Annotated in this window: 17 protein-coding genes and 1 pseudogene; 9 read left to right on the top strand and 9 right to left on the bottom strand. The window is 72.9% G+C overall.

Annotated elements, in window-relative coordinates:
• Nucleotides 1-46 precede the first annotated feature (46 nt).
• The 5 genes from Mam01_RS23015 (at nt 47) to Mam01_RS22995 (ending at nt 5,050) form a co-directional block, all read left to right on the top strand.
• Complete coding sequence (locus Mam01_RS23015; protein WP_204287279.1) at nt 47-766, top strand: response regulator transcription factor; 720 nt, start codon at nt 47-49, stop codon at nt 764-766.
• Complete coding sequence (locus tag Mam01_RS23010) at nt 763-2,178, top strand: sensor histidine kinase (protein ID WP_204287278.1); 1,416 nt, start codon at nt 763-765, stop codon at nt 2,176-2,178. The genes Mam01_RS23015 and Mam01_RS23010 overlap by 4 nt, the downstream gene beginning before the upstream one ends.
• A gap of 136 nt (nt 2,179-2,314) precedes the next feature.
• A complete protein-coding gene (locus Mam01_RS23005) occupies nt 2,315-3,397 on the top strand; it encodes a transporter substrate-binding domain-containing protein (protein WP_204287277.1) in 1,083 nt (360 codons plus the stop codon).
• Nucleotides 3,387-4,448 carry a hypothetical protein gene (locus Mam01_RS23000; RefSeq protein ID WP_204287276.1) on the top strand — a complete coding sequence of 354 codons (1,062 nt, stop codon included), beginning with the start codon at nt 3,387-3,389 and terminating at the stop codon, nt 4,446-4,448. The genes Mam01_RS23005 and Mam01_RS23000 overlap by 11 nt, the downstream gene beginning before the upstream one ends.
• 23 nt (nt 4,449-4,471) lie before the next feature.
• Complete coding sequence (locus tag Mam01_RS22995) at nt 4,472-5,050, top strand: chloramphenicol phosphotransferase CPT family protein (RefSeq protein ID WP_204287275.1); 579 nt, start codon at nt 4,472-4,474, stop codon at nt 5,048-5,050.
• A 50-nt stretch (nt 5,051-5,100) separates the two neighbouring features.
• On the opposite strand, the gene Mam01_RS22990 is transcribed toward Mam01_RS22995, so the two are convergent.
• Both Mam01_RS22990 and Mam01_RS22985 read right to left on the bottom strand, forming a co-directional pair.
• Entirely contained in the window at nt 5,101-5,355 is a 255-nt protein-coding gene (locus tag Mam01_RS22990) for a TipAS antibiotic-recognition domain-containing protein (RefSeq protein ID WP_204287274.1), read from the bottom strand.
• Complete coding sequence (locus Mam01_RS22985; RefSeq protein WP_204287307.1) at nt 5,352-5,531, bottom strand: hypothetical protein; 180 nt, start codon at nt 5,529-5,531, stop codon at nt 5,352-5,354. Before Mam01_RS22985 ends, Mam01_RS22990 begins: the two co-directional genes overlap by 4 nt.
• A gap of 128 nt (nt 5,532-5,659) precedes the next feature.
• Here Mam01_RS22985 and Mam01_RS22980 point away from each other — a divergent pair, with 128 nt between their 5' ends.
• The 3 genes from Mam01_RS22980 to Mam01_RS22970 all read left to right on the top strand — a co-directional run bounded on the left by Mam01_RS22980 (nt 5,660) and on the right by Mam01_RS22970 (nt 9,509).
• A complete protein-coding gene (locus Mam01_RS22980; protein ID WP_239101532.1) occupies nt 5,660-6,832 on the top strand; it encodes a bifunctional glycosyltransferase family 2/GtrA family protein in 1,173 nt (390 codons plus the stop codon).
• On the top strand, nt 6,829-8,985 hold the full coding sequence (locus Mam01_RS22975) for an ArnT family glycosyltransferase (RefSeq protein WP_239101531.1): 2,157 nt from the start codon (nt 6,829-6,831) through the stop codon (nt 8,983-8,985). The genes Mam01_RS22980 and Mam01_RS22975 overlap by 4 nt, the downstream gene beginning before the upstream one ends.
• A 107-nt stretch (nt 8,986-9,092) precedes the next feature.
• A complete protein-coding gene (locus tag Mam01_RS22970; RefSeq protein WP_204287273.1) occupies nt 9,093-9,509 on the top strand; it encodes a ferritin-like domain-containing protein in 417 nt (138 codons plus the stop codon).
• Nucleotides 9,510-9,611: 102 nt separating this feature from the next.
• Here the strand turns inward: Mam01_RS22970 and Mam01_RS22965 are convergent, their stop codons facing one another.
• The 7 genes and pseudogenes from Mam01_RS22965 to Mam01_RS22935 form a co-directional block, all read right to left on the bottom strand.
• Complete coding sequence (locus Mam01_RS22965) at nt 9,612-10,463, bottom strand: helix-turn-helix domain-containing protein (RefSeq protein WP_204287272.1); 852 nt, start codon at nt 10,461-10,463, stop codon at nt 9,612-9,614.
• Nucleotides 10,464-10,514: 51 nt separating this feature from the next.
• Entirely contained in the window at nt 10,515-12,416 is a 1,902-nt protein-coding gene (locus Mam01_RS22960; protein ID WP_204287271.1) for an acyclic terpene utilization AtuA family protein, read from the bottom strand.
• The gene (locus Mam01_RS22955; protein ID WP_204287270.1) at nt 12,413-13,222 is read right to left on the bottom strand and encodes an enoyl-CoA hydratase-related protein; all 810 of its coding nucleotides are present in this window, start codon (nt 13,220-13,222) and stop codon (nt 12,413-12,415) included. Before Mam01_RS22955 ends, Mam01_RS22960 begins: the two co-directional genes overlap by 4 nt.
• 599 nt (nt 13,223-13,821) lie before the next feature.
• Nucleotides 13,822-15,753 (bottom strand): annotated as a pseudogene (locus tag Mam01_RS22950) (acetyl/propionyl/methylcrotonyl-CoA carboxylase subunit alpha); the annotation flags it as partial.
• Nucleotides 15,754-15,794: 41 nt separating this feature from the next.
• A complete protein-coding gene (locus Mam01_RS22945; RefSeq protein WP_204287268.1) occupies nt 15,795-17,393 on the bottom strand; it encodes an acyl-CoA carboxylase subunit beta in 1,599 nt (532 codons plus the stop codon).
• A 162-nt stretch (nt 17,394-17,555) separates the two neighbouring features.
• Nucleotides 17,556-19,355, bottom strand: coding sequence for a serine/threonine-protein kinase (locus Mam01_RS22940; protein ID WP_204287267.1), 1,800 nt, complete (start codon nt 19,353-19,355; stop codon nt 17,556-17,558).
• Between the two features lie 72 nt (nt 19,356-19,427).
• Nucleotides 19,428-20,792, bottom strand: coding sequence for an FAD-binding oxidoreductase (locus tag Mam01_RS22935; protein ID WP_307820096.1), 1,365 nt, complete (start codon nt 20,790-20,792; stop codon nt 19,428-19,430).
• A 196-nt stretch (nt 20,793-20,988) separates the two neighbouring features.
• Here Mam01_RS22935 and Mam01_RS22930 point away from each other — a divergent pair, with 196 nt between their 5' ends.
• A complete protein-coding gene (locus tag Mam01_RS22930) occupies nt 20,989-23,742 on the top strand; it encodes an immune inhibitor A domain-containing protein (RefSeq protein ID WP_239101530.1) in 2,754 nt (917 codons plus the stop codon).
• Nucleotides 23,743-23,790 lie beyond the last annotated feature (48 nt).

Here is a 23,790-nt window from a genome sequence, read left to right as displayed (position 1 = left end):
AGCGCCCTTTAACCGGATTCTCATGACGCTCGGATAACGTGTGCCGGTGCGTGAGGAAGCCGCGAAGCTGCTGGTGGTGGACGACGAACCCGCCCTGCGGGAGGCGCTGCGCAGCAGCCTGGAGTTCGAGGGATACGAGGTCGAGACGGCCGGCGACGGGCTGGCCGCGCTCGGCCTCCTCGACCACGCCGCGCGGGGCCGGGAGGCGTACGACGCGATGCTCCTCGACGTCATGATGCCGCGGCTCGACGGGCTGACCACCTGCCGGCGGCTGAGGTCGGCGGGCAACCGCGTCCCCGTCCTCATGCTGACCGCGCGCGACGCCGTCGGCGACCGCGTCTCCGGGCTGGACGCCGGGGCCGACGACTATCTCGTCAAGCCGTTCGAGCTCGACGAGCTGTTCGCCCGGGTGCGGGCCCTGCTGCGGCGCGGCGGGCAGTACGCCGCCCGGGGCGGCGACGGCGACGTGCTCACCTTCGGCGACCTGCGCATGGACGCCGCCAGCTGGGAGGTCACCCGGGCCGGCCGGCGGCTGGAGCTCACCCGCACCGAACACCTGCTGCTGGAGCTGTTCCTGACCCACCCGCGCCAGGTGCTCACCCGGGAGCAGATCCTCAGCGCGGTGTGGGGCTTCGACTTCGAGCCGACGTCGAACTCGCTCGACGTGTACGTCATGTATCTGCGCCGCAAGACGGAGGCGGGCGGGCTGCCCCGCCTCATCCACACGGTGCGCGGGGTGGGCTACGTGCTGCGGCCGTCGCCGTGAGGCGCCGCTCGCTCCGGTCGCGGCTCACGCTGCTCATCGCGGCGGCGGTCGCGCTGGCCGTCGCGGTGTCGGCGGCGGCCTGCTGGCTGCTCGCCCGCGCCGAGATGCGCGACCAGATCGCCCGCTCGCTGACCCGGCTGAGACCGGCGGCCGACCAGATCGCGATCGCGTTGCGCGACTGCCGAGGCGACGAGACGCAGCGCCGCGGTCCCCGCCCCGACTGGGACCCCTCCGGGCGGAGCTGGCAGATCGTCGCCCCCGACGGCACGGTCTGCGTCTGGGCCGGCTCGGCCCACGTACGGCCGTCCACGGCGGAACGCGCGCTGACCTCCGGCTCGATCCTGCGCGACGCGGTCACCACCGACGGGACCTCCGTGCTCGTCCACACGACCCGCTACGTACCCCCGCTGCCGGGGCCGCCGGGCCGGTTTCCCGAGCCCGCCCAGCCGCCCGCGCCGGTGACGATCAGTGTGTTCCGCTCCACCGCCGAGATGGACCAGACCCTGGGCATCCTCGCCGTGGTCTTCGGGTCGGTCAGCGTGCTCGGCGTGGCCGGCGCCGCCGTGGCCGGCCTCTGGCTCGCCCGTACGGCCCTGCGGCCCGTGGCGCGGCTGACCCGCGCGGTCGAGCACGTGGCGCGGACGGAGGACCTCACCGTCACGATCCCCGTCGAGGGGGAGGACGAGATCGCCCGCCTCGGCCGGTCGTTCAACACGATGACCGCGGCCCTGTCGAGCTCCCAGGAGCGGCAGCGGCGGCTCGTGGCCGACGCCGGGCACGAACTGCGCACCCCGCTCACGAGTCTGCGTACCAACATCGACCTGCTGCTGCGCAGCGAGGCCACCGGCCGCGCCATCGAGCCCGCGGCCAAGCGGCGGCTGCTGGCGAACGTCAAGGAGCAGTTCGAGGAGATGTCGAGCCTCGTCGGCGACCTGCTGGAGCTGTCGCGCGAGGCGGAGAGCGGCGAGTCGTCGGCCGAGATCGACTTCCACGAGGTGGTCGCGGCGGCGGTCGAGCGGGCCCGGCGGCGCGGCCCGGGGCTGCGCTTCGACATCGGCCTCGACCCCTGGCAGGTCCACGGCGACGTCCGCGGCCTGCACCGCGCCGCGGTGAACGTGCTCGACAACGCGGTGAAGTTCAGCCCGCCCGGCGGCCTCGTCACCGTGCGGCTCGGCAAGGGCGTGCTGACCGTGCGCGACGAGGGGCCGGGCATTCCCGAAGACGAGCTGCCGCACGTCTTCGAGCGCTTCTGGCGCTCGCCGTCGGCGCGCGGCCTGCCCGGCTCCGGCCTCGGTCTCGCCATCGTGGCCCAGGCCGTACGGGACGCCGGGGGCCGGGTCTCCGTGGAGAACGCCCCCGGCGGCGGCACCCTCGCCACCATCCAACTCCCCGGGACCGCGCCGAGCGCCTGACCCGGCCGGCTCGTTCCGCGGTGGGTCGCCGTGCAGAGGCCTGGTCGCGGGGTGTTCGCGTTTCTCCGGAATCACCCGTTGAAAGGGAATACCCTTTTTCCGGGATGATCTCCGTGGATATGGTGCGCTGGACGGTGTGACGGAGGCTGTTCGGGTGGAGTCGGGGAAGCGGTTCGGACGGCGGCCGCGGCGAACGCGGCCGGAAGCGGAACCCGCCGCGCCGAGCTCCCCGCCGGCGCCTCCGGTGCCGGAGGCCGGGCCGCCTCGCCGCCGGGGAGACTGGCTGCGGCTGTACGGCTGGCTGGCCGCCATCATGGCCGCGGTTCTCGTCGGCGGTTACATCCTCTTCGCCGCCGGGCCGCCGACCGAGGCCGAACTACGCGAGCAGGCCCGGCTGACGGGGAAGAAGAAGCTTCTGATCGGGGTGAAGGACGACACCCCGGGCATCGCGTTACGCGACAAAACCGGCGCCTTCTCCGGTTTCGACATCGACATCGCCTACATGATCGCCGGTGAGCTCGGTTTCCGGCCCGATCAGGTGGAGTTCCTGTCCATCGAGACCGAGGACCGGGCCCGCCGCCAGGCCACCGACGCCGACGGGAACTTCGTCACCGTCGACCTCGTCGTGGCGACGTTCAGCATCACCGCCAAACGGCTGCAGGATCCGTCGGTCGGCCTCTCCAGCCCCTATCTGTTCACCGAGCAGTCGGTGGTGACACGGGCCGATCACGCCCGGGTGACCTCTCTCGGCCAGCTCGCGGGCGAGAAGGTCTGCACGCTCGGCACCTCGACCTCGGAGGGCCCGCTGGCCGAGAGCGGTGCCAGGGTGACGGCGGAGAACAAGATCAGTGCCTGCTTCGAGGGACTGGAGGCCCACCTGTACGACGCCGTCAGCACGGACGCCGCGATCATGGCGGGATTCGTCGCCAAGTCCGGCGGCACGTTGACACACCACGACATCGGGCTGGAGACGACCGAGATGTGGGCGGTGAACACGGGCACCAACACCGCCCTGCGCACCCTGGTCGAGCTGGCGTTGTACCGCTCCTACGCCGATCCCCAGAACAGGATGTGGGAGGAGGCCTACGACCGGCACATCCGTCCGATGCTGGCGGCCAATCCCGGGGTGAACGTGGCCCAGAGCACCCAGCCGTGCCTGAAATCGCCGCAGGTGCGCCGGTGGCCGTGGGAGCGAGCCCTTTCCGCCGATGGCTGCTGAGGCCGGGGAGAAGGGCAGGGTCCGCGCGCCGCAGCGCAACCAGGAGTGGGTGCTGACGCTCCTGCCCGCCTTCCCGCTGGTGCTGCTGGTGATGCGGCTCTGGTACGCCAGCCGGCAGGACACGCAGACCCTGCTGTTGCTCGTGCAGTACGTCAGCCCGCTCGGCCTGCTCACCACGGTGCTGCTGACGCTCGTGTGGGTGCTGCCTGCTGTAGTGCTGGCCGGACGGGTGCTCGGGCCGCTCTACCGGCTCAGCACCCGTCGCTCCTTCTGGGTGGCGCGGGCCGCCGACCGGGTGCCCGACTGGGTGGTCGCGGTGGCCGTGGGCGTCGGGCTGCTCGGCTGGCAGCTCCGTTTCCTGCCGACCCTGCTTATGCTCACGCTCGCGGTGGCCGGGCTGACCGTGCGGGAACGCCGCCCACTGGACCGGATGTGGATCCGGGCCGTCTGCCTGGTGGTGCCGGTGGTCTCCGGCGTGCTCGTCCTCCTGCTGCTCCGCCCGGCGATCATGCAGGCGCTGGCGCAGCGCGACGTCGCCACGCTGATCCTGCTCACCGCGCCGCCCGTGCTCGCCCCGCTGGTCACCGGGCCGGTCCCCGCACCCGCCGCGCCGTTGGTGGTGCACGGCCTGACCTGGACGCTCGCCGTGCTCTTCCCGCTGGTGGCCGGAGTGGTGGTGCTGCGCTCGCCGATCCTGCCGCTCACGGCCATGGAGATCGCCACCGAGCCGAACGGCAAGGCCGAGCAGGTCACGGTCGGCTACGTGATCGCCAGTGACGACCGTCTCGTCACCATCCTCGAACGCTCCGGCGCGGTCCGTTTCGTACGCAACGACCTGCTGGTGTCTCAGGTGCTCTGCCCGGAGCCGGGCGCGGTCCCGCACACCACCGTGGACCTCTACCAGTGGAACGTCGAGCGGAGCGCCCTTTCCTGGCTGGCTCCCGCGCCTGTGGCGATCCTGCCCGACTCCCGCTGCGAGGGCCGTCCGGCGTCACCGTACGACCTCACCCCCGACGAGGCCGCGATCTCCGGAAACCCGGGCCGCGAATGAAGCGGCGAAGCCAGAATGAAGCCATGAGCTTCCCAGCAGCCCGGACCGGGCAGGTTCTCTTCCTCAACGGGACGTCCAGCTCAGGCAAGTCGAGCATCGCCGGGCAGCTCCTGCTCATCCTGGATCGCCCCTTCTTCCACCTGCCCGTCGATGCCATCAACGCGATGCGCGCCCGCCAGCGCACGCTGGAGCTGGATCCCGGCGAACTGGCCGCCGTCCTGGCCCGGACCCGGGCCGGCTTCCACCGTGCGGTCGCGGGCATGGCCCAGGCCGGCAACGACCTCGTCGTCGACTACGTCCTCAGCGAGCAGTGGCGCCTGCTGGACTGCCTCACCGTCCTCAGCGGCCTGGACGTCGTCTTCATCGGCGTACGCTGCTCAGGACAGGAATTGGCACGCCGGGAAAAGGAACGCGGCGACCGGCAGCCCGGACAGGCGGCCGCCCAGCTCCGCCAGGTCCACTCCTACGGCGCTTATGACATCGAATGCGACACCACCGCAACCAGCCCCCGTGACTGCGCCCTGACCATCAAGCAGTCCCTTGACCAGCTCCCTACACCCCGAGCCTTCGACCGCCTTAGATCCGAATGCCTGCTGCGCTAGCCACTACAGAGCCCGGAAGACCTGGGGCCCTGGCGGGGCTCAGGGTGCGGTCATTTCCCGCGAACATAAATCACGGTCCCGCCCGCCAAGTGCGGTCGAAACTCACGAACGAAACCACAACGCCAGGTCGCGGACTCCGGGTTGACGCCGTGGGCCTCGGCGTCCGCGCGGATCGTGTCGCGCAGCCAGACGGCGAGGCCCGGCGTGACCGCGTCGTAGTGGGCCGCGAAGCGGGGATCGGCGGCGAAGTCGGCGTTCAGGGCGCCGGTCTCGGCCGCGACCGCCTTCCAGTCCTCCGGTGTCATCTCGCCGGCCCGCTCGGCGTACTGCGCCCACTGCGCGCCGTCTCGATCAGCTCGATGCCGAAGGCGACCACGCCAAGTGCCTCCCGCTCAGGCGGGTAGATCTGCCGGATGTCGGCGAGCTCTTGCGTGATGCGCCGATGCGGGTGGTCACCGATTCGAAGCAGCAGTTGTTTCACCGTTCGATGCTGGCAATGCAGGCAGCTCTGCTGACATCACTTATGGTGGCCGGCGCGGCAGAGGGTTCTCATGCGGCGTTAATCGACGCCTCAGGGCGGTCCCATGAGGACGCCCGAGCGTGGGGCCCATGAGCGTAACGATGGTCCCCGGGCCGGAGACGGGGGCGTCCCGCCGGACCCGGCTGGTCGAGGTGGTCGTCCCCGTCCACAACGAGGAGCGCGTGCTGGCCGCGAGCGTGCGGCGGCTGCACGGCTACCTCGCCCGCGAGTTCCCGTACGGCTTCCGCGTGACGATCGCGGACAACGCGAGCGCCGACGCCACGTGGCGGATCGCCGAGCGGCTGGCGGGCGAACTGCCCGGGGTGCGGGCCGTGCACCTGGACCTGAAGGGCCGGGGCCGGGCCCTGCGGAGGGTGTGGGAGGCCAGCGACGCCGACGTCGTCGCGTACATGGACGTCGACCTGTCGACCGACCTGGACGCCTTCCTGCCGCTCGTCGCGCCGCTGCTGAGCGGGCACAGCGACCTGGCGATCGGCACCCGCCTGTCTCCCTGGGCCAACGTGGTGCGCGGCCCGAAGCGCGAGACCGTCTCCCGGGCCTACAACCTGCTCCTGCGGTCGCTGATGGGTGTGCGCTTCTCCGACGCGCAGTGCGGCTTCAAGGCCGTCCGTACGGAGGTGGCGCAGGCTCTGCTGCCGGCCGTGCGCGACGAGGAGTGGTTCTTCGACACCGAGTTGCTGCTGCTCGCCGAGCAGCACGGCCTGCGCATCCACGAGGTGCCGGTCGACTGGGTGGACGACCCCGACAGCCGGGTGGACATCGTGCGGACGGCCGTCGGCGACCTGCGCGGCATGTGGCGGGTCGCCCGCACGAGCATGCGCCGTCCACCCGCCCGCCCGGCCGCCACATCGGTCAGGAGGCAGATCCCGGCGTTCGCGGTGATCGGCGTGATCAGCACGGTCGCCCACCTCGCGCTGTTCTGGACGCTGCGCGCGGTCCTGCCGCCGGTGACCGCCAACGCGGTCGCGCTGCTGGTGACGGCGGTGGCCAACACCGCCGCCAACCGGCGCTTCACCTTCGGCGTACGCGGCCGGGCGGGGGTCCTGCGCCACCACCTGGGCGGGCTGGTCGCCTTCGTCGCGGGGCTCGCGCTGACCAGCGCGGGCCTGGCCGCGCTGCCCGCCGGAGCGCCGCGCGCGGCCGAACTGGCCGCCGTGATCGTCGCCAACGCCCTCGCCACGCTCCTGCGCTTCCTGCTCCTGCGATCCTGGGTCTTCGCGCCCGGCGAGGATTCCCGATGACCGCGCTCACCACCATGACCCCGATCGGCCGGCGAGCCCCCGCCACTCCGCTCCTGCGCTGGGGCCGGTGGGCCGTCCTGGTCCTCGCGGCCGTCCTCTACACGTGGGCGCTCGGCCGCAACGGGTACGCCAACGACTACTACGCCGCCGCGATCTACTCCGGCACCCGGAGCTGGAAGGCGTTCTTCTACGGCGCGCTGGACGCCGGGTCGTTCATCACCGTCGACAAGCCGCCGTTCGCGCTGTGGGTCATGGGCCTGTCGGCCAGGATCTTCGGCTTCGGCACGTGGAGCATGCTGCTGCCGCAGGCCGCCGCCGGGGTCGGGTCGGTGGCCCTGGTCGGCTCGGCCGTACGGCGGTCGCTGCGCGGGCTCGACGAGCGGGCGGCCGGGGCGGCGGCACTGCTGGCGGCGCTGGTGATGACGCTGACGCCGATCACCGTCGCCATCAACCGGGACAACAACCCCGACACGATCCTGGTGTTCCTGCTGGTGGCGGCAGGGTGGTTCTGCCTGGAGGCGATCCGCTCCGGGCGCCTGCGCACACTGCTGGCCGTCGCCGTGCTGGTGGGCCTCGCCTTCACCACCAAGATGCTGCAGGCCTACCTCGTACTGCCCGCGTTCGCGCTCACCTACCTGTACGCCGCGCCGGGACGGCTCGTACGGCGGATCGGGCGCCTGCTCGCCGCCGGAGCGGTGCTCGTCGTCTCCAGCGGGTGGTGGATGGTCCTGGTCGACCTGACCCCGGCCTCATCCCGGCCGTACGTCGGGGGCAGCACCGACAACAGCGTGTGGGACCTCGTGATCGGCTACAACGGCCTCGGCCGCGTATTCGGCGGTGCGGGCGACGGCGGGCCGGGACGGCTCCCCGCCGCGGCGTCCGGCGACCTGCCCGAGGGCCTCACCCGGGCCTTCGGCGGCGGACCGGGAGGTGGCCCAGGAGGCGGCCCGGGAGGCGGGTTCGGCGGCACGGCCGGGGCCGGACGGCTGTTCAACGACGTCATGGCCGGGCAGATCTCCTGGCTGCTCCCGTTCGCCGTGATCGCGCTCGTCTGCGGCCTGCTCCTGGCCGCCCGGCACGCGTACGGGCCCGCGACGCGGCCCGTCCGCGCCGCGCTGCTGCTGTGGGGCGGCTGGCTGGTGGTCCACTACGCCGTGTTCAGCTTCTCCAGCGGCACCTTCCACCCCTATTACACGACCGCGATGGCCCCCGCGATCGCCGCGCTGACGGGCGCCGGCGGCGTGCTGATGTGGCGGGCGGCCCGTACGTCCCGGGCCTGGCGACTGACTCTGGCGGCGGCGGTCGCCGTGACGGGCGCCTGGTCGTTCGCCGTGCTGCGCCGTACGCCGGAGTTCGTGCCCTGGCTCGCCTGGACGATCGCGGGCGCGACGGCGGTGGCCGTCCTCGCCCTGGTGGCCACGGCGTTCGTCTCCGCTGAGCGGGGCGCGGACCGCGACGGCCCCGCTGGTCGGGGCGCGGACCGTGCCGTACCGGCCGGGCATGGACGTCGTACGGCGGCACGGATTATGGCACTTGCATTGGCCGTGGCGGTCGTAGCCGGGCTCGCCGGTCCGGCGGCGTACGCCGTGACGCCGCTCGGCGCGGTGGTGAACGGCACCAACCCGACCGCCGGCCCCTCCGGGCTCTCCGGCCGAGGCGGCTTCGGCGGCCCGGGCGGGATGAGCGGAATGGCTTCGCCCGGCGGCGTGCGACCGGCGGCGGGAGCGGACGATCCCGGGGCCCCCGCGTCCGGTGGGGACGTGCGGGGCGACCGGGGCATGCGGGGCCCCGGCGGCGAGGTGGACGCCGGGATGACCGCCTATCTGAAGCGGAACAAGGGCGGCGCCACCTGGCTGGTCGCCGTGGGGAGCGCGCAGAGCGCCTCCTCGCTCATCCTGTCGACCGGGGAGCCTGTCATCGCGATGGGCGGCTTCACCGGCTCCGATCCGGCGATGACCGTGGACCTGCTGAGGAGGTACGCCGCGGACGGCGGCCTGCGGTACGTCCTGCTCGGCGACGGGCGCGGACCCAGCGGCAGGGCCGGTGGCGGGGCCGACTCGTCCCTCACCGCCTGGGTGAAGGCCAACGCGACCCTCGTTCCGGCGTCCGAGTACGGCGGAAGCGGGACAAGCACCCTTTACCGCCTGAGCTGAGCGGCGTGAGCGGCCGATATCCAGGGCTGATATCCGGGCCGGACGCGTTCGGCCGTCAGCTTCGCGGGTACGGGAAGGGCCTCTCGATGACGAAAGGACGATCACCCATGGACACGGAGGCCTTCATCGCCCTCCTGAACGAGGACCTGGAGAGCGAGTACCGCTCGATCGTGCAGTACGTCCAGCACGCGGCGACGATCAAGGGCGCGCAGTACCTGTCGATCATCGAGGAGCTCAAGCAGCACCTCGGCCAGGAGCTCAACCACGCGAGCACGCTGGCCGAGCAGATCGACTTCCTCGGCGGGGTGCCGAGCGTCCGCGTTCCCGAGATCCCGGTCGCGGCCGACAGCGAGCAGGCATTGCGGCTCGACCTCGAACTGGAGCAGGAGCAGCTGCGCCGCTACCGCGAGCGGGTGGAGCAGGCCCAGCAGCTCGGCCTGAGCGACGTCGCCGAGGCGCTGCGCCCGCTGCTGCAGCAGACGCAGGACCACGTCATGGACCTGCAGACCGTGCTGGGCGAATGACGGCGCGCTGAATCACGGCACGCCGAGGGGCGGACGGGTGGCCCCTTGCCGGAGCGGACGGGCGGCGGCCCGGCGACGGGCCGCCTGAACCCGTCGGCGCGCTCAGCGCGGCGGGTGGGCGGTGTAGTCGTCGAGGGCGCGGACGATCAGCGCCCTCGCGTCGTCCCGGAAGGCCGCCACCTCGCAGAACTCCTCGAACGCCCGGGCGTAGAACTCCACCTCGCCGGTGTCGCGCAGCAGCAGGTCCCGGGTGCCGGTGGCCACCCCCACCAGGGCGTTGTCGTAGATCCAGAACGAGTTCGTCAGCGCGGACGGCAGCGGCGCCTCGAACGGCAGCAGGCCGAACTCCACGTTCGGCAGCGTCGTCACCGCGATCAGCCGGTCGAGCTGGCCGCGCATCACCTCGGGCGGCGCCAGCCGGTAGCGCAGCACCGCCTCGGGCATGACGAACCGGAACCGCCGCGCCGGGTCGTACAGGATCTCCTGGCGCCGCATCCGGATCCGGATCGCGTCGTCCACGTCGGCGGCCGACTTGTACAGCCGCCCGAGCTTCCCGAAGACGTGCCGGGCGTACTCCGTGGTCTGCAGCAGCCCGATCACCACGCCGGGCTCGAAGGCCCGGAACAGCAGGGTCCGCGTCTCCAGGTCGCGGATGTCGTCCTGCAGGGCGGCGAGGCCGGTCCGCTGCCGCTGCCGCCAGGAGTCCTGCCGCTCCTGGAGCCCGGCCGCCTGCCTGACCAGGGCGTCCATCGTCTGCGGGTCGGCCTCCACGGCCTTCCCCCACGCGGCCACGTCGTCCTCGGAGGCGGTCTGGCGGGCGTTCTCGATGCGCGAGACCTTCGACGGCTGCCAGTGGAGCCGTTCGGCGAGCTCCTTCCCGGACAGGCGGGCGTTCTCCCGCAGCCGGCGCAGCCGGACCCCCAGGTCCATGCGGGCGTGATGGAAACCGCTCACTTCCACCTCCGCATGCGGGCGGTCCTGCGATTGCGCAATCCTAGAGCGAGATCACGACGGAACCGGTACGCGGACCGCGCGCAGGCGTTCCCCGAGCGCCTTGGCCTGCGCGTCGAGGAGCGGGCTCGCGGCCACGCCCCTGCCCAGCAGGCCGTGGACCACGAAGTTGAGCGCGTGCAGGTTGGGCAGCGCGAACCGCTCCACCGGCAGCCGGCCGACCTCAGGCAGCAGTTCCCTGAGCCGCTCCACGGTCAGGAACGCCGCGAGCCACGGGTAGTGGGCGGGGTCGCGCACCCAGACGCCGAGGTTGGCGTCGCCGCCCTTGTCGCCCGACCGCGCGCCTGCGATCCTGCCCAGTGGCCGGACCGGCCCGCTCGTGAGATCACCCGCGTACGGCGGCGCCGCCCCGTGATCCGCGACGTCGCCGGTCGCGCCGTACAGGTCCGAGGAGAGCAGTGGCCCGGGCGGCGCGTACGGCACCTCGATGCGGACCCCGCCGACGGTCACGACCGGGAGCACGGCACGGGCGTCGACCGAGGACGGCCAGAAGACGCCGTAGGGGGAGGCGTCGGCGGGCGGCGTCAGTCCGAAGAAGCCGGGGTAGCTCGCCAGGCCGGTCTCCACCACCGCCGAGGAGAACGCCCGCCCGACCTTGCGTGCGTCGGAGTCCATGACCGTGATCCGCAGCAACGCGGTCCCATTCGTCTCCGGAACGCCCTCGTCCTCCGCGTCCCCAGCCCCCGGCTCCCCGGCCCTCGCGTCCCTCGCGTCCCCGCGGCCTGGGTCCGTGTCCAGCGTGCCCGCCGCGCCGACGTGGGCCGTGCCTGTTCCGGGTGTGGCCGGCTCGGCTGTGCCCGGCTTGTAGGGGTGCGGGCCGAGGGGTGTCAGCTCCACGTGGACCTGCTCGAACGAGTCGCGGGGCACGCGGGCCCAGATCGCCTCCTGCGCGACCCGGGCCTTCGCGGCGATGTCCAGGCCGGTGAGCACGAGGGTCATCGTGTTGCGGAAGCCGCCGAGGCAGGTGACCGCCACCTTCAGCGTCTCCGGCGGGGCCTCGCCGCGTACGCCCGTGATCCTGACCCGGTCGGGACCCGCCTGTTCCAGGCGTACGGTGTCGAACCGGGCCGTCACGTCAGGGCCGAGATAGCGGGGCGAGGCGATCTCGTACAGCAGTTGCGCGGTCACGGTGCCGGTCGAGACCAGGCCGCCGGTGCCCGGGTGCTTGGTGATGACGCTCGACCCGTCCGCGTGCAGTTCGGCGATGGGGAAGCCACAGTGGGGCAGGCCGGGCACCTCCTCGAAGAAGGCGTAGTTGCCGCCGGTCGCCTGGCAGCCGCACTCGATGACGTGCCCCGCGACGACCGAACCGGCCAGCGCGTCGAGGTCGCCGGGACGCCAGCCGAACCACCACATGCCGGGCCCGGTGACCAGCGCCGCGTCGGTGACCCGCCCTGTGACGACAACGTCCGCGCCGTGCTCCAGCGCCACCGCGATCGGCCGTCCGCCGAGGTAGGCGTTGGCGGTGAGCGGGGGCTCCCGCAGGATCTCGCCGGTGCCGGCGTGGACCGGCGGCTCAGCGAGCGGCATGAGGTCGTCGCCGGTGACGTGGGCGACGTTCACGCGCAGCCCCAGCCGGTCGGCCAGGGCGGAGACCGCCTCCGCGCAGCCGGCCGGGTCGAGGCCGCCCGCGTTGGAGACCACTCTGACGCCCTGGTCCAGACAGGTGCCGAGGACCTGCTCCATCTGGGTGAGGAAGGTGCGGGCGTAGCCGGGGCGGCCCTTCAGCCGGTTTCCGGCGAGGATCGACATGGTGAGCTCGGCGAGCCAGTCACCGGTCAGGACGTCGATCGGCCCGCCCTCGACCATCTCCCGAGCCGCCGAGAGCCGGTCGCCGTAGAAGCCGCCGCAGTTCGCGACCCGCAGCGGTCCCGGTCGCCCGGCCTCGGCCGTCATCGCCCGGCTTCCGTGCCCGCGGTCTCGTCGGGGACCCAGGCGGCGGGGCGTTTCTCGGCGAAGGCCCGGATGCCCTCCTGCCCTTCTTGGGAGGTGAATCGCTCCGCTGACAGCGCGGCCATCTCCCGCAGGCCCTCCTCGACCGGCATCAGCGGCACCTCGCGGACGAGCCGCTTGGTGATCGCCAGCGCTTCGGGGCCGCCGCGCAGCAGCATGCCCGTGTAGTGCGCCACGGTCGCGTCGAGGTCCTCCTCCGGGACGGCCCGGGTGAGCAGCCCGATCTCCACCGCGCGTGCGGCGGTGAAGACCTCGCCGGTCAGGAAGTACTCGGCCGCGGCCCGGGGCTCCAGGCGGCGCAGGCAGGTGGCCGCGATCATCGCGGGGACCACCCCGAGCCGCACCTCGGTGAAGGCGAACGACGCGCTCTGCGGGGCGATCGCGAAGTCGCACGCCGCCACCAGGCCGAGACCGCCCGCCCTGGCCGTGCCGTTGAGGCGGCACACGACCGGCTTCGGGCTCTCCCAGATCCGCAGCATGACGGCGGGGAACGACGCGGTGACCGGCGCCCCTCCGCCGCGTTGCTCCTTCAGGTCCGCCCCGGCGCAGAACACCGGCCCGGCGCCGGTCAGCACGATCACCCGTACGGCGGGCTCGTCCAGCGCCCACGAGAGGGCCTCGTCGAGCCGCGCGAGCAGCCGGGACGACAGGGCGTTGCGGTTGTGCGGCGAGTCGAGCGTGATCGTGGCCACGCCGCCCGCCCGCTCCCACCGCACGAGATCCCCCGACGGGTCGCCGGTCGCGTTCATCGCTGTCCAACCTCCCCGCTCGGAGCCGCTCCCGGGTCCGCGCCTGGAGCCGCGCCGCTCGAATGCGAGCCCGCCTCCGCACCCGGAACAGCGCCGCTCGGAGGAATGCCTGCGCCAGGAGGCGGGCCGGCGTGGGTGTCCGTGGGGAAGTCGCCCCGCGTGTCCAGGCGGGGGTTCTCTCCGGTGCCGCCGTCCTGGCCCGCCGCCCAGCCGCGCGCCGGGTCGGTCGCGTCCACGGGTGCCTGGCCGGGTGCCTGGCCGGGTGCCTGGCCGGGGGCCGGGTCGGCGGCAGCCACGGGTGCCTGGCCGAGGGCGGGGGCGGTGCCCGCGGGCGGAGCCGGCGGCTCGACGCCGGCCGAGATGCGGGCCTCGGCGTGGCCCTCGGTGCGGGCTTCGGCGGGGGTCGTGCCCGCAGGGGGAGCCGGCGGCTCGACGCGGGCCTCACTATGAGCCTCGGTGGGGGCTGCCTCGTAGGCCTCGATATCGGGCGCGCCATCGGTCACACGCGTGGTCTCGGCTGCGGGCGCGGTCTCGGGCGCGGGAGTCTCGGGTGCCGACGTGGTCTTGGGTGCGGGCGTGGTCTCGGGCTCGCGCTCGGGTTCGATGTCGGCGAGGGGCGCGCCCGCCTCGACCCGCGCGCCCGGCGCCACGTGCAGGGCGGCCACGGTGCCCGAGGCGGGGGCCACGATCAGGTGCTCCATCTTCATCGCCTCCAGCACGACCACCGGCTGCCCGGCCTCGACGACGTCGCCGGGCTTCACCTCGACACGCAGGACCGTACCCGGCATCGGGGCGGGCAGTGCCCCCGGCGACGTCCGCGCGGAGGGCTCGGGCAGCCGCTCCACCGGGACGAGCCGGACCGGCCCGAGAGGCGAGTCGACATGCACCACGCCCGGATAGGCCGCCACCTCGAACGCGTGCCGCAGGCCGTCCGTCTCCAGCACCACCCGGCCGGGCTCGGCCGACACCAGGGCGACGTCCTCGAAGCCCTCGGCCCGCAGCCCGTCCCTGGTCAGGCGATAGGCGATCTCCAGGCGGCCGCCGTCCTCGGCGTCGTACGCCGTGCGCCGGGGCTGCGAGGGCACGTTGCGCCAGCCGCTCGGCAGCCCGCCGAGCACCCCGTCGCGCCGCGCCGCCGCCCGGTTCGCCGCCGCCCCGGCGAGCGCCGCCGCGAGGGCCGACAGCCGTACGGCCCCGGGCCCGGCGAGCGTCGCCGGAACGGGACGCCGGTCGAGGAACCCGGTGTCGAGCGCCCCGGACAGGAAGTCGGGGTGCCGCAGCACGCCCACGAGGATGTCGCGGTTGGTCGTCAGCCCGTGGATGCGGGCCCGCGCGAGCGCGTGCGCGAGCCGCCGGGCCGCCTCCGCCCGGTCCCCGCCGTACGAGACGACCTTGGCGAGCATCGGGTCGTAGTGGACGCCCACCTCGCCGCCGGAGACCACCCCGGAGTCGAGCCGCAGCCGGGCGCCGAGACCGAACTCGCCGTCCACTCCGGGGATCTCGAAGCGGTGCAGCACGCCGCTCTGGGGGCGTCCCTCGGCGTCCTCCGCGTACAGGCGGGCCTCGATCGCGTGGCCCACCGGGCTCGGCGGCAGCGCGGCGAGCCGCGCGCCCTCGGCCACCTCGATCTGCAGCCGGACCAGGTCGACCCCGTAGACGCACTCGGTCACCGGGTGCTCCACCTGCAGGCGGGTGTTCATCTCCAGGAAGAAGAAGCCCTCGTCCGACACGAGGAACTCGACGGTGCCCGCGCCGGTGTAACCGATCGCGCGGGCGGCCCGGATCGCGGCGTCGCTCAGCTCACGGCGCAGTTCGGGGGTGACGGCGGGGGAGGGGGCCTCCTCGATCACCTTCTGGTGGCGGCGCTGGATGGAGCACTCCCGCTCGCCGAGCGCCCAGACCGTGCCGTGCTCGTCGGCGAGGATCTGCACCTCGATGTGGCGGGCGCCCTCCTGCAGCGGCTCGGCGAACAGCGTGCCGTCGCCGAAGGCCGACAGGGCCTCGCGGCGGGCCGACGCGACCGCCTCGGCGAGGCCGGCCGGGTCGCGCACCACCCGCATGCCCCGCCCACCGCCGCCCGCCGACGCCTTGACCAGCACCGGAAGCGACAGGTGGGGTGTGGCGTCCGGGGACAGCGGGATGGTCGGCAGGACCGGCACCCCGGCCTCGGCCATCAGCGCCTTCGCCTCGATCTTCGTGCCCATCGCGGCGACGGCCTCGGGCGAGGGGCCGATCCAGGTCAGGCCGGCGTCCAGCACGGCGCGGGCGAACCCGGCGTGCTCGGACAGGAACCCGTACCCGGGGTGCACCGCGTCGGCCCCCGACCGCCGGGCCGCCTCGACCAGGCGGTCCGGGTCGAGGTACGCCAGCGGGGCGCCCAGCCGTACGGCCTGGTCGGCCTCGGCCACGTGCGGCGCGTCCGCGTCGGCGTCGGAGAAGACGGCGACGGTCTCCACGCCCAGCTCACGGCAGGTGCGGAACACCCTGCGGGCGATCTCCCCGCGGTTCGCGACCAGCAGCCGCCCGATCATGAACTACCCCCACAGGTGTGGATGCCGATGAGCATGCCCCGTCACATCCGGAAGACGCCGTAGCCGGCCCGCCCGGGATCCGGCGCCCCCGCGACGGCCGACAGGCACAACCCGAGCACCGTGCGGGTGTCGCGCGGGTCGATGACCCCGTCGTCGTAGAGGCGGCCGGACAGGAAGAACGCCGCCGACTCCGCCTCGATCTGCGTCTCGACCGCCGTGCGCATCGCCGCGTCGGCCTCCTCGTCGTAGACCTGCCCGCGTGCCTCGGCCGCGGCCCGGCCCACGATCGACAGCACCCCGGCGAGCTGGGCCGGGCCCATGACGGCCGACTTGGCGCTCGGCCAGCTGAACAGGAAACGGGGATCGTAGGCCCGTCCGCACATGCCGTAGTTGCCCGCGCCGTAGGAGGCGCCCATCACGATCGTGATGTGGGGCACGGTCGAGTTGGCCACCGCGTTGATCATCAGCGAGCCGTGCTTGACGATGCCGCTCTGCTCGTACTCCTTGCCGACCATGTAGCCCGTCGTGTTCTGCAGGAAGACGAGCGGCGTGCGGGTCTGGTTCGCAAGCTGGATGAACTGCGCGGCCTTCTGCGACTCGGCCCCGAACAGCACCCCCTGGGCGTTGGCGAGGACTCCGACCGGGTGGCCGTGGACGCTCGCCCATCCGGTGACCAGGCTCGGCCCGTAGAGCGGCTTGAACTCGTCGAAGTCGCTGCCGTCCACCACCCGGGCCAGGACCTCGCGGGGATCGAAGGGCACCTTCAGGTCCTCCGGCACGATGCCGAGCAGTTCGTCCTCGTCGAACAGGGGGGCCGGGTAGTCGCGGGCGGCGGCGTGCCCGGCCGTGCGCCATCCGAGCCGCCGCACGATCCGGCGGCCGATCCGGAGCGCGTCGTGCTCGTCGGCCGCGAGGTGGTCGGCGAGGCCGGAGGCGCGGGCGTGCATCTCCGCCCCGCCCAGCGACTCGTCGTCGGACTCCTCGCCGGTCGCCATCCTCACCAGCGGCGGGCCGCCGAGGAACACCTTGGCCCGCTCCCGCACCATCACGACGTGGTCGCTCAGGCCGGGGACGTACGCCCCGCCGGCGGTCGCGTTGCCGAAGACGAGCGCGATCGTCGGAATCCCGGCGGCCGACAGCCGGGTCAGGTCGCGGAACACCTGCCCGCCGGGGATGAAGATCTCCTTCTGCGTCGGCAGGTCCGCGCCGCCCGACTCCACCAGGTTCACGTACGGCATGCGGTTGCGCAGCGCGATCTCGGCGGCCCGCAGCGTCTTGCGCAGCGTCCAGGGGTTGGACGCGCCGCCGCGCACGGTCGGGTCGCTGGCCGTGATCACGCACTCGACGCCCTCGACGACCCCGATCCCGGTCACCACGCTCGCGCCGACGGGGAACTCGGTGCCCCAGGCGGCCAGCGGGGACAGTTCGAGGAACGGCGCGTCGGGGTCGACCAGCAACTCGATCCGCTCCCGGGGGAGCAGGCCGCCGCGCTCGCGGTGCCGCTCGACGTACTTCGGCCCGCCGCCGGCGACGGCCTTCGCGTGCTCGGCCTCCAGTTCGGCGATCTTCGCCAGCATGGCCTCGCGCCGCGCGCCGTACTCGGCGCTGGAAGCGTCCAGCCGGCTCACGAGCACGGTCATGGCGCCACCGAACCGACTTGTGTCACGGTGAGATCCTCCGGGTTGGTCCGCGATCACGTCAACGAGCCGAGTCTGCCACCGGGCGGTGACATTCCTGCCGCACGCCCGTGGCCGACCAGTGGTCCGGCCGGGGGTCCGGCGTGGTTCAGCGTGCAGTCGTGGTCAGCCGCAGTGGGACCACGCGCTGCTCCAGGAGGCGCCCCCGTATCCGCCACCCCAGATGACACATTTGCCCTTGGCGGGCAGCCGGAGCGGCCCTGCGTAGACGGTGTAGGCGCCGGCGTCGGCGGCCGACGCGCCGCCCTTCACCTTCAGCACCGCGCTCATTCTGATCTTAGCGGGCATCGAGTAGCGAGAGAGCGTGATCACGCAGTTGCGGCCGGTGGAGGAGTTGTAGAGCAGGTACGTCGTCGCCTGCCCGCCGTAGGAGTGGGAGTCGACGACGGCGAAGCCGGTTCCGCACACGCCCTTCGCCGTGTACGGGTTGGGCTTGGGCGCCGCGGTTCTGGTGGGGGTCGCCTTCGCCGTCGGGCTGGGCCTGGGCGTCGCGGTGGCCTTCGTCGGCGCCGGACTGGCCTTCGCGGTCGGGCGCACCGTCGGAGGGGCCTCGGTGGGCCCTGTCACCGGCCTGGTCGTGGTGGGCGACGGCCGTGCCCGGCGGCCGTGCGAGGGCGAGGCGGCGGGCTTCGCGGTCACGCCGGGCCGCCGGGTCGCGGGACTCGGCGAGTGACTCCTGCTTCGGTGCCCCGAGGGAGCGACCGGCTCGGACGGCGACGGGATCGGCGGCTCGGCGGGCGCGGACGCCGCCGGGCCGGGGGCCTCCGTCACGGCGGTCTCGCTCCCGGCCGCCCGCGTGGAGACCCACGACGGCACCACGAGGGCCGCGGCCACCAGAGCGGGCACCCCGATCCCGGCCGCCGTCCAGGTCAGCACCGTACGGCGGGGCCTCCTCGCCGCGCCCGGCACGGTGGCGTGCCCGGCGGGAGGCGGTGGGGGCCCGGGGAGGCGCGGTGCGGCGGCACCGGCGTGCCCGGCGGGAGCCACCGCCCGCGCCGGGGGAGCGGAGGAGGCGGGCGTCTGCCCGGGGAGGCTCGGCGCGGAGGCACCGGCCTGCCCGCCGTGCCCCGGGCCGGCCGGTGCGAAGGGCGCGGCGACGGAGTGGGACTGGCCGGTGAGGTGGGCGACGATCTCCTGGGCCGAGGGACGCGTCGCGGGGTCCTTCGACAGGCAGGCGGCGACGATGTCCCGCAGGGGCGCCGCGAGGTCGCCGAGGTCGGGCTCGTCGCGCAGGATGCGGGTGATGACCGAGGGGATCGAGTCCGCGCCGAAGGCGGGCCTGCCGGTGGCGGCGAACACCATCGTGACGCCCCAGGCGAACATGTCGGCCGGGGCGCCGGCCGTGCCGCCCGACAGCACCTCGGGGGCCAGGTAGGCGGGAGTGCCGATGGACGCGCCGGTCGCGGTGGCCTGCGGCGAGTCGAACGCCCTGGCCACCCCGAAGTCGATCACGACCGGCCCCTCCGGGCCCATCAGCACGTTGGCCGGCTTGAAGTCGCGGTGGGTGATGCCCGCGCGGTGGATGGCGGCCAGCGCCGTCGCCGTGCTGATGGCGAGCCGTTCGAGCGCCGCGCCCCGGCGCGGTCCCTCGCGGTCCACCAGCTGCCGCAGCGACGGCCCCGGCACGAACTCGCTGACGATGTACGGCTGGTTGCCGGCGAGGTCGGCGTGCAGCACGGGGGCGGTGCAGAACGGCGCGACCCGCTGCGCCAGCGCCACCTCGCGCAGGAAGCGCTCCCGCGCCTCGGGATCCGCCGTCAGCCGCGTGTGCAGCAGCTTCACCGCGACCCGCTCGCCCTGCGGTCCGCGGCCGAGGAAGACGACCCCCTGGCCACCCTCCCCGAGCCGGTCGAGGAGCGTGAACGGGCCCAGGCGGGCCGGGTCCCCAGCCTCCAACGCCACCATCGCCCCCGATTACCCCGGTAACCCCACCAACCCCAACAACGGTGCCAAACGCTACCGGATCGGGGGCGGGGGTCAGATGGCCTTTCCGGGGTTGAGGATGTCGAGCGGGTCGAAGACCTGCTTGATGCCCTGGTGCAGTTCGGCGGCCACCGGCCCGGTCTCCAGGCCGAGCCAGCGCTTCTTCAGCAGCCCGACGCCGTGCTCGCCGGTCAGCGTCCCGCCGAGGGCGAGCGCGGCGCGGAACACCTCGTCGGCCGCGGCCCAGACCTCGGCTGGCGGCTCGGCCAGGCCGCGGTCGAACACGAACACCGGGTGCACGTTGCCGTCCCCCGCGTGGGCGACCGTCGAGATCAGGACGCCGTGCCGCGCGGCGGTCTCCTCGATCGTGGTGATCATCTCGGGAAGCGCCGAGCGGGGCACGCACACGTCCTCGACCAGGCACTGGCCCAGGCGCTCCTTGGCCGGGTAGGCCAGGCGCCGGACGCCGACGAGCTCGGCCGCCTCCTCCGGCGTGGACGACACCGCGACGAACGACGCGGCGGCGCACAGCTCCGCCATCCGGGCGGCGGACTCCTCGGCCGGGCCCTCGGACTGGGCGATGAGCATGGCCCTGGTGGACGGATCCAGCCCGATGTTCTTCCAGTCGTCGATGGCCCGCAGGGTCGTACGGTCGAGGAGCTCCAGCATCGACGGCTGACAGCCCTCGGCGATGATCGCCGCGACCGCCTCGGCGGCGTCGCGCAGCGAGGTGAACTCGGCCGCGACGGTGGACAGCTCGCGCGGCGCCCGCCGCAGCCGCAGCGTCGCGGCGGTGATCACGCCGAGCGTGCCCTCCGACCCGACGAACAGGCCGGTCAGGTCGTAACCGGTGACCCCCTTCATGGTGCGGCGGCCGGTCGTGAGCACCCGCCCGTCGGCCAGCACCACCTCCAGCCCGAGCGCCGAGTCGCGGGTCACGCCGTACTTGACGCACCGCAGGCCGCCCGCGTTGGTCGCCAGGTTGCCGCCGATCGTGGAGATCTCGTACGACGAGGGGTCGGGGGCGTACATCAACCCGTGCGCGCGGGCCGCCCGGTCGAGGTCGGCGGTGATGACCCCGGGCTCCACGACCGCGATCTCGTCCTGCGGCGACAGCTCCCGGATCGCGGTCATCCGCGCGAGGGAGAGGACCACGCAGCCGTCCACGGCCGTCGCCCCGCCCGCCAGGCCGGTGCCGGCGCCGCGCGGGACCACCGGCACCCGGTGCGCGCTCGCCCAGCGCAGCGTGGCGACGACGTCGTCGCGCGACTGGGCGAGCACCACCCCGAGCGGCTTGCCGGGCGACGCGAACGTGCGGTCCCGCGCGTACGCGTCCATGACGTCGGGATCGGTGAGGACGCGCCCGTCCGGCAGCGCCGCGGACAGCGAGGAGGTCGGCCCAGAAGTCGGTGCGGTCACGTCTGGACTGTACGACACAACCCCGTATCGGCTCTCAACCGGAATTACTAACGGATATTGGTACAGATTACATTTTGACAACCATGCTTGGCGGCTCTTTACGATCCCTTTACCCCCTCGTCTAAGGTCCCGCATGCGCGCTCATCCCGGCGCGCTGTGCATGGTGTCCGGGGAACCCGGACGGGAAGGGATCTCGTTGTCCAAGAGAATCCGGCGTCTCGCCGCGATCGTGCCCGCGCTCGGGCTGGCGGCAGGAGGTCTGGCCGCGGCCGGTGCGGCGGCGGCGCCTACGGCGAGTTACCAGCCGTCGGCCTCCGACCACTACATCAACTACGCGCCGCCGCGTGTGCAGGGCGACTTCACCACCACCGAGGAGAAGGTCCCGCCGAAGGGGGCCAAGCGCACCGCCGCCCTCGCCGCGGCGATCGACCACAAGTTCGCGGCCGGCAACCCCGTCGCGGCGCGCGTGCTGGCGCAGCACGAGAAGCAGGCGATCAGGACCGGCAAGAACCCCTTCGACTTCATCTACAAGAAGGCGAAGACGACCCGCACCGCCAAGCTGCTCACGCTGCTGGTCGAGTTCAACGACCAGGCCAACGACGACTTCTCCGGCTGGTCGCACCCGAAGACGACCGACGACGTCAACGACTGCGTGACCGAGCCGGCCGGCACCAAGCTGAACGGCCCGCTGCACAACAACATCCCCAACCCGGCGACGGCCGGCGGCGGGGGCAAGGACAACAACTCCATGTGGGTGGCGGACTTCAACACCGCCCACTACAACAACATGCTCTACACCTCCAAGGGGATCACGACCCGGGTCCGGCCGGACCTGAAGGACCCCCGGGACGGCAAGAAGGGCATCGACATCTCCGGCTCCACCATGAAGAACATGTACGAGGAGCTGTCGAAGGGCGCCTACACCGTCACCGGCCAGGCGGTCGGCTGGCTGAAGGTCCCGCACTCCGAGGCGTGGTACGGCGCCGGCAAGTGCGGCACCTACCCGCAGGACATGACCGGCCACCCGGACAACCCGCGCGGCGCCGCCCAGCTCGCGGTCGACGCGGTCGACACGCTGGTGAAGTCGAACCCCTCCTTCCCCTGGGCCGACTACGACGTCGAGGACGTCTCCGACGCCGACGGCGACGGCAACTTCGACGAGCCCGACGGCGTCATCGACCACCTCGTGCTGATCCACGCGGGCGAGGACAAGTCCGGCGGCGGCGGCAACGAGGGCACGTTCGCCCTGTGGGCCCACTCCAGCGACGTGGCGGGCGGCTACACGATCCCCGGCACGAACAAGAAGATCTCCAACTACATCCTCCAGCCCGAGGACTCCGGCGTGGGCGTGTTCGCCCACGAGTACGGCCACGACCTCGGCCTGCCGGACCTGTACGACACCTCCGGCGCGGGCGACTCCGACGTCGACTTCTGGGACCTGATGTCGAGCGGCTCGCACTCCGGGCCGATCTTCCAGTCCCTGCCGACGCACATGAGCCTCTGGGACAAGTGGGTTCTCGGCTGGGCCAACCCGAAGATCATCGAGCCGGGCGCGGCCAAGCAGCTCGCCGTGATCGGGCAGGCCTCCCGGACGCCGAAGGGCACCGAGGACGGCGTACGGATCAACCTGCCGGACAAGCTGAACATCATGTCCACCCCGCACAGCGGGTCGAACATGTGGTGGTCCAACAGCGACCAGAACTGGGCCGACCAGAAGCTGGTCAGGACCGTCGCCGTGCCGGCCGGCTCGGACGTGAAGTTCCGCTGGTGGAGCGACTGGGGCATCGAGGCCGACTGGGACTTCGGCTTCTTCGAGGTGTCCGCCGACGGCGGCGCCACCTGGGCCGAGCAGAAGATCTTCGACGAGGACGGCACGCTCGTCAGCACCGGTGACGACTACACCGACCCCAACGGCCGCCTGAAGGACTACGGAAACAAGAAGTACGGCCTGACCGGCGAGAGCGACGGCTGGCACCACCTGTACGCCGACCTGGCGCCGTTCGCCGGGAAGACCGTGCAGATCCGCTTCCGGTACAACACGGACGCGGCCTCGGTGGAGCGCGGCTGGTTCAACGACGACTTCTCGGTCACCAACGGCGCCACCGCGGTCTGGACCGACGACGTCGAGGGCGGCGCCAACGGCTGGACGACCGTCAAGGGCACGTTCACCGACTCCACCGGCGCCGGCTGGATCATCCACTCCGGCCGGGTGCAGGCGGCGCAGTACTACCTCGCCGAGTGGCGCAACTTCGACGGGTTCGACGAGGGCCTGAAGTACGCCTACGACACGACCTGGCTGCGCGACGGCGCGTGGAAGGTCGAGAAGGTCGCGTACAACGCCCCCGGTCTGCTCGTCTGGTACCGCGACACCTCGCAGGGCGACAACAACGTCTCCGACACGACGTTCGACCTGCCGTCGGTGGGCCCGAAGGGTCAGCTGCTCCTCGTGGACTCGCACTTCGAGCCGCTGCGCCGTACGGGCGAGGCGGCGGCGCACGACCCGAGCACGCTCAAGAACCTCCCGTCGCGCCCGCAGTCGTCGAACGCCGCGTTCAACTTCGCCGGGACGTACCCCTTCAAGGAGTGCGTCGAGGGCGAGCCGTTCACGGAGTACTGCACCTCGTTCGGCAAGCAGTCCGCGGTGAAGGAGTTCACGGACGCGAAGGGCTGGTACCCCGGCCTGGAGCTTCGCAACGGCAGCCTGTACTACCGCCACCGCGACGCCTCCGTCGTCATCCCGTCCAAGGACAACCAGCCGTACTCGACCAGGATCGTCAACCCCGACGGCACGCCGGTGACCGACCTCTACGGCACCGACATCGGCGGCGCGATCCTCGGCAGCGGCAACCCCGGTGACGAGGGCAAGCAGCTCGGCGTCCAGATCAAGCTGGTCAGCCCGCTGCCGCTCAACATGGGCGCGATCGTCCAGATCACTCCCGCCAAGAAGTAACGGCCCCCGGGTGGCGTGAGGCCACCCAAGGGTCACAGTGCAGGGTCA

Origin of the sequence: Microbispora amethystogenes, from assembly GCF_016863015.1 — a bacterium.
Lineage (GTDB): Bacteria > Actinomycetota > Actinomycetes > Streptosporangiales > Streptosporangiaceae > Microbispora > Microbispora amethystogenes.
The sequence above is the reverse complement of the archived record's forward strand: the minus strand, read 5'-3'. Positions and strand labels throughout refer to the sequence as shown.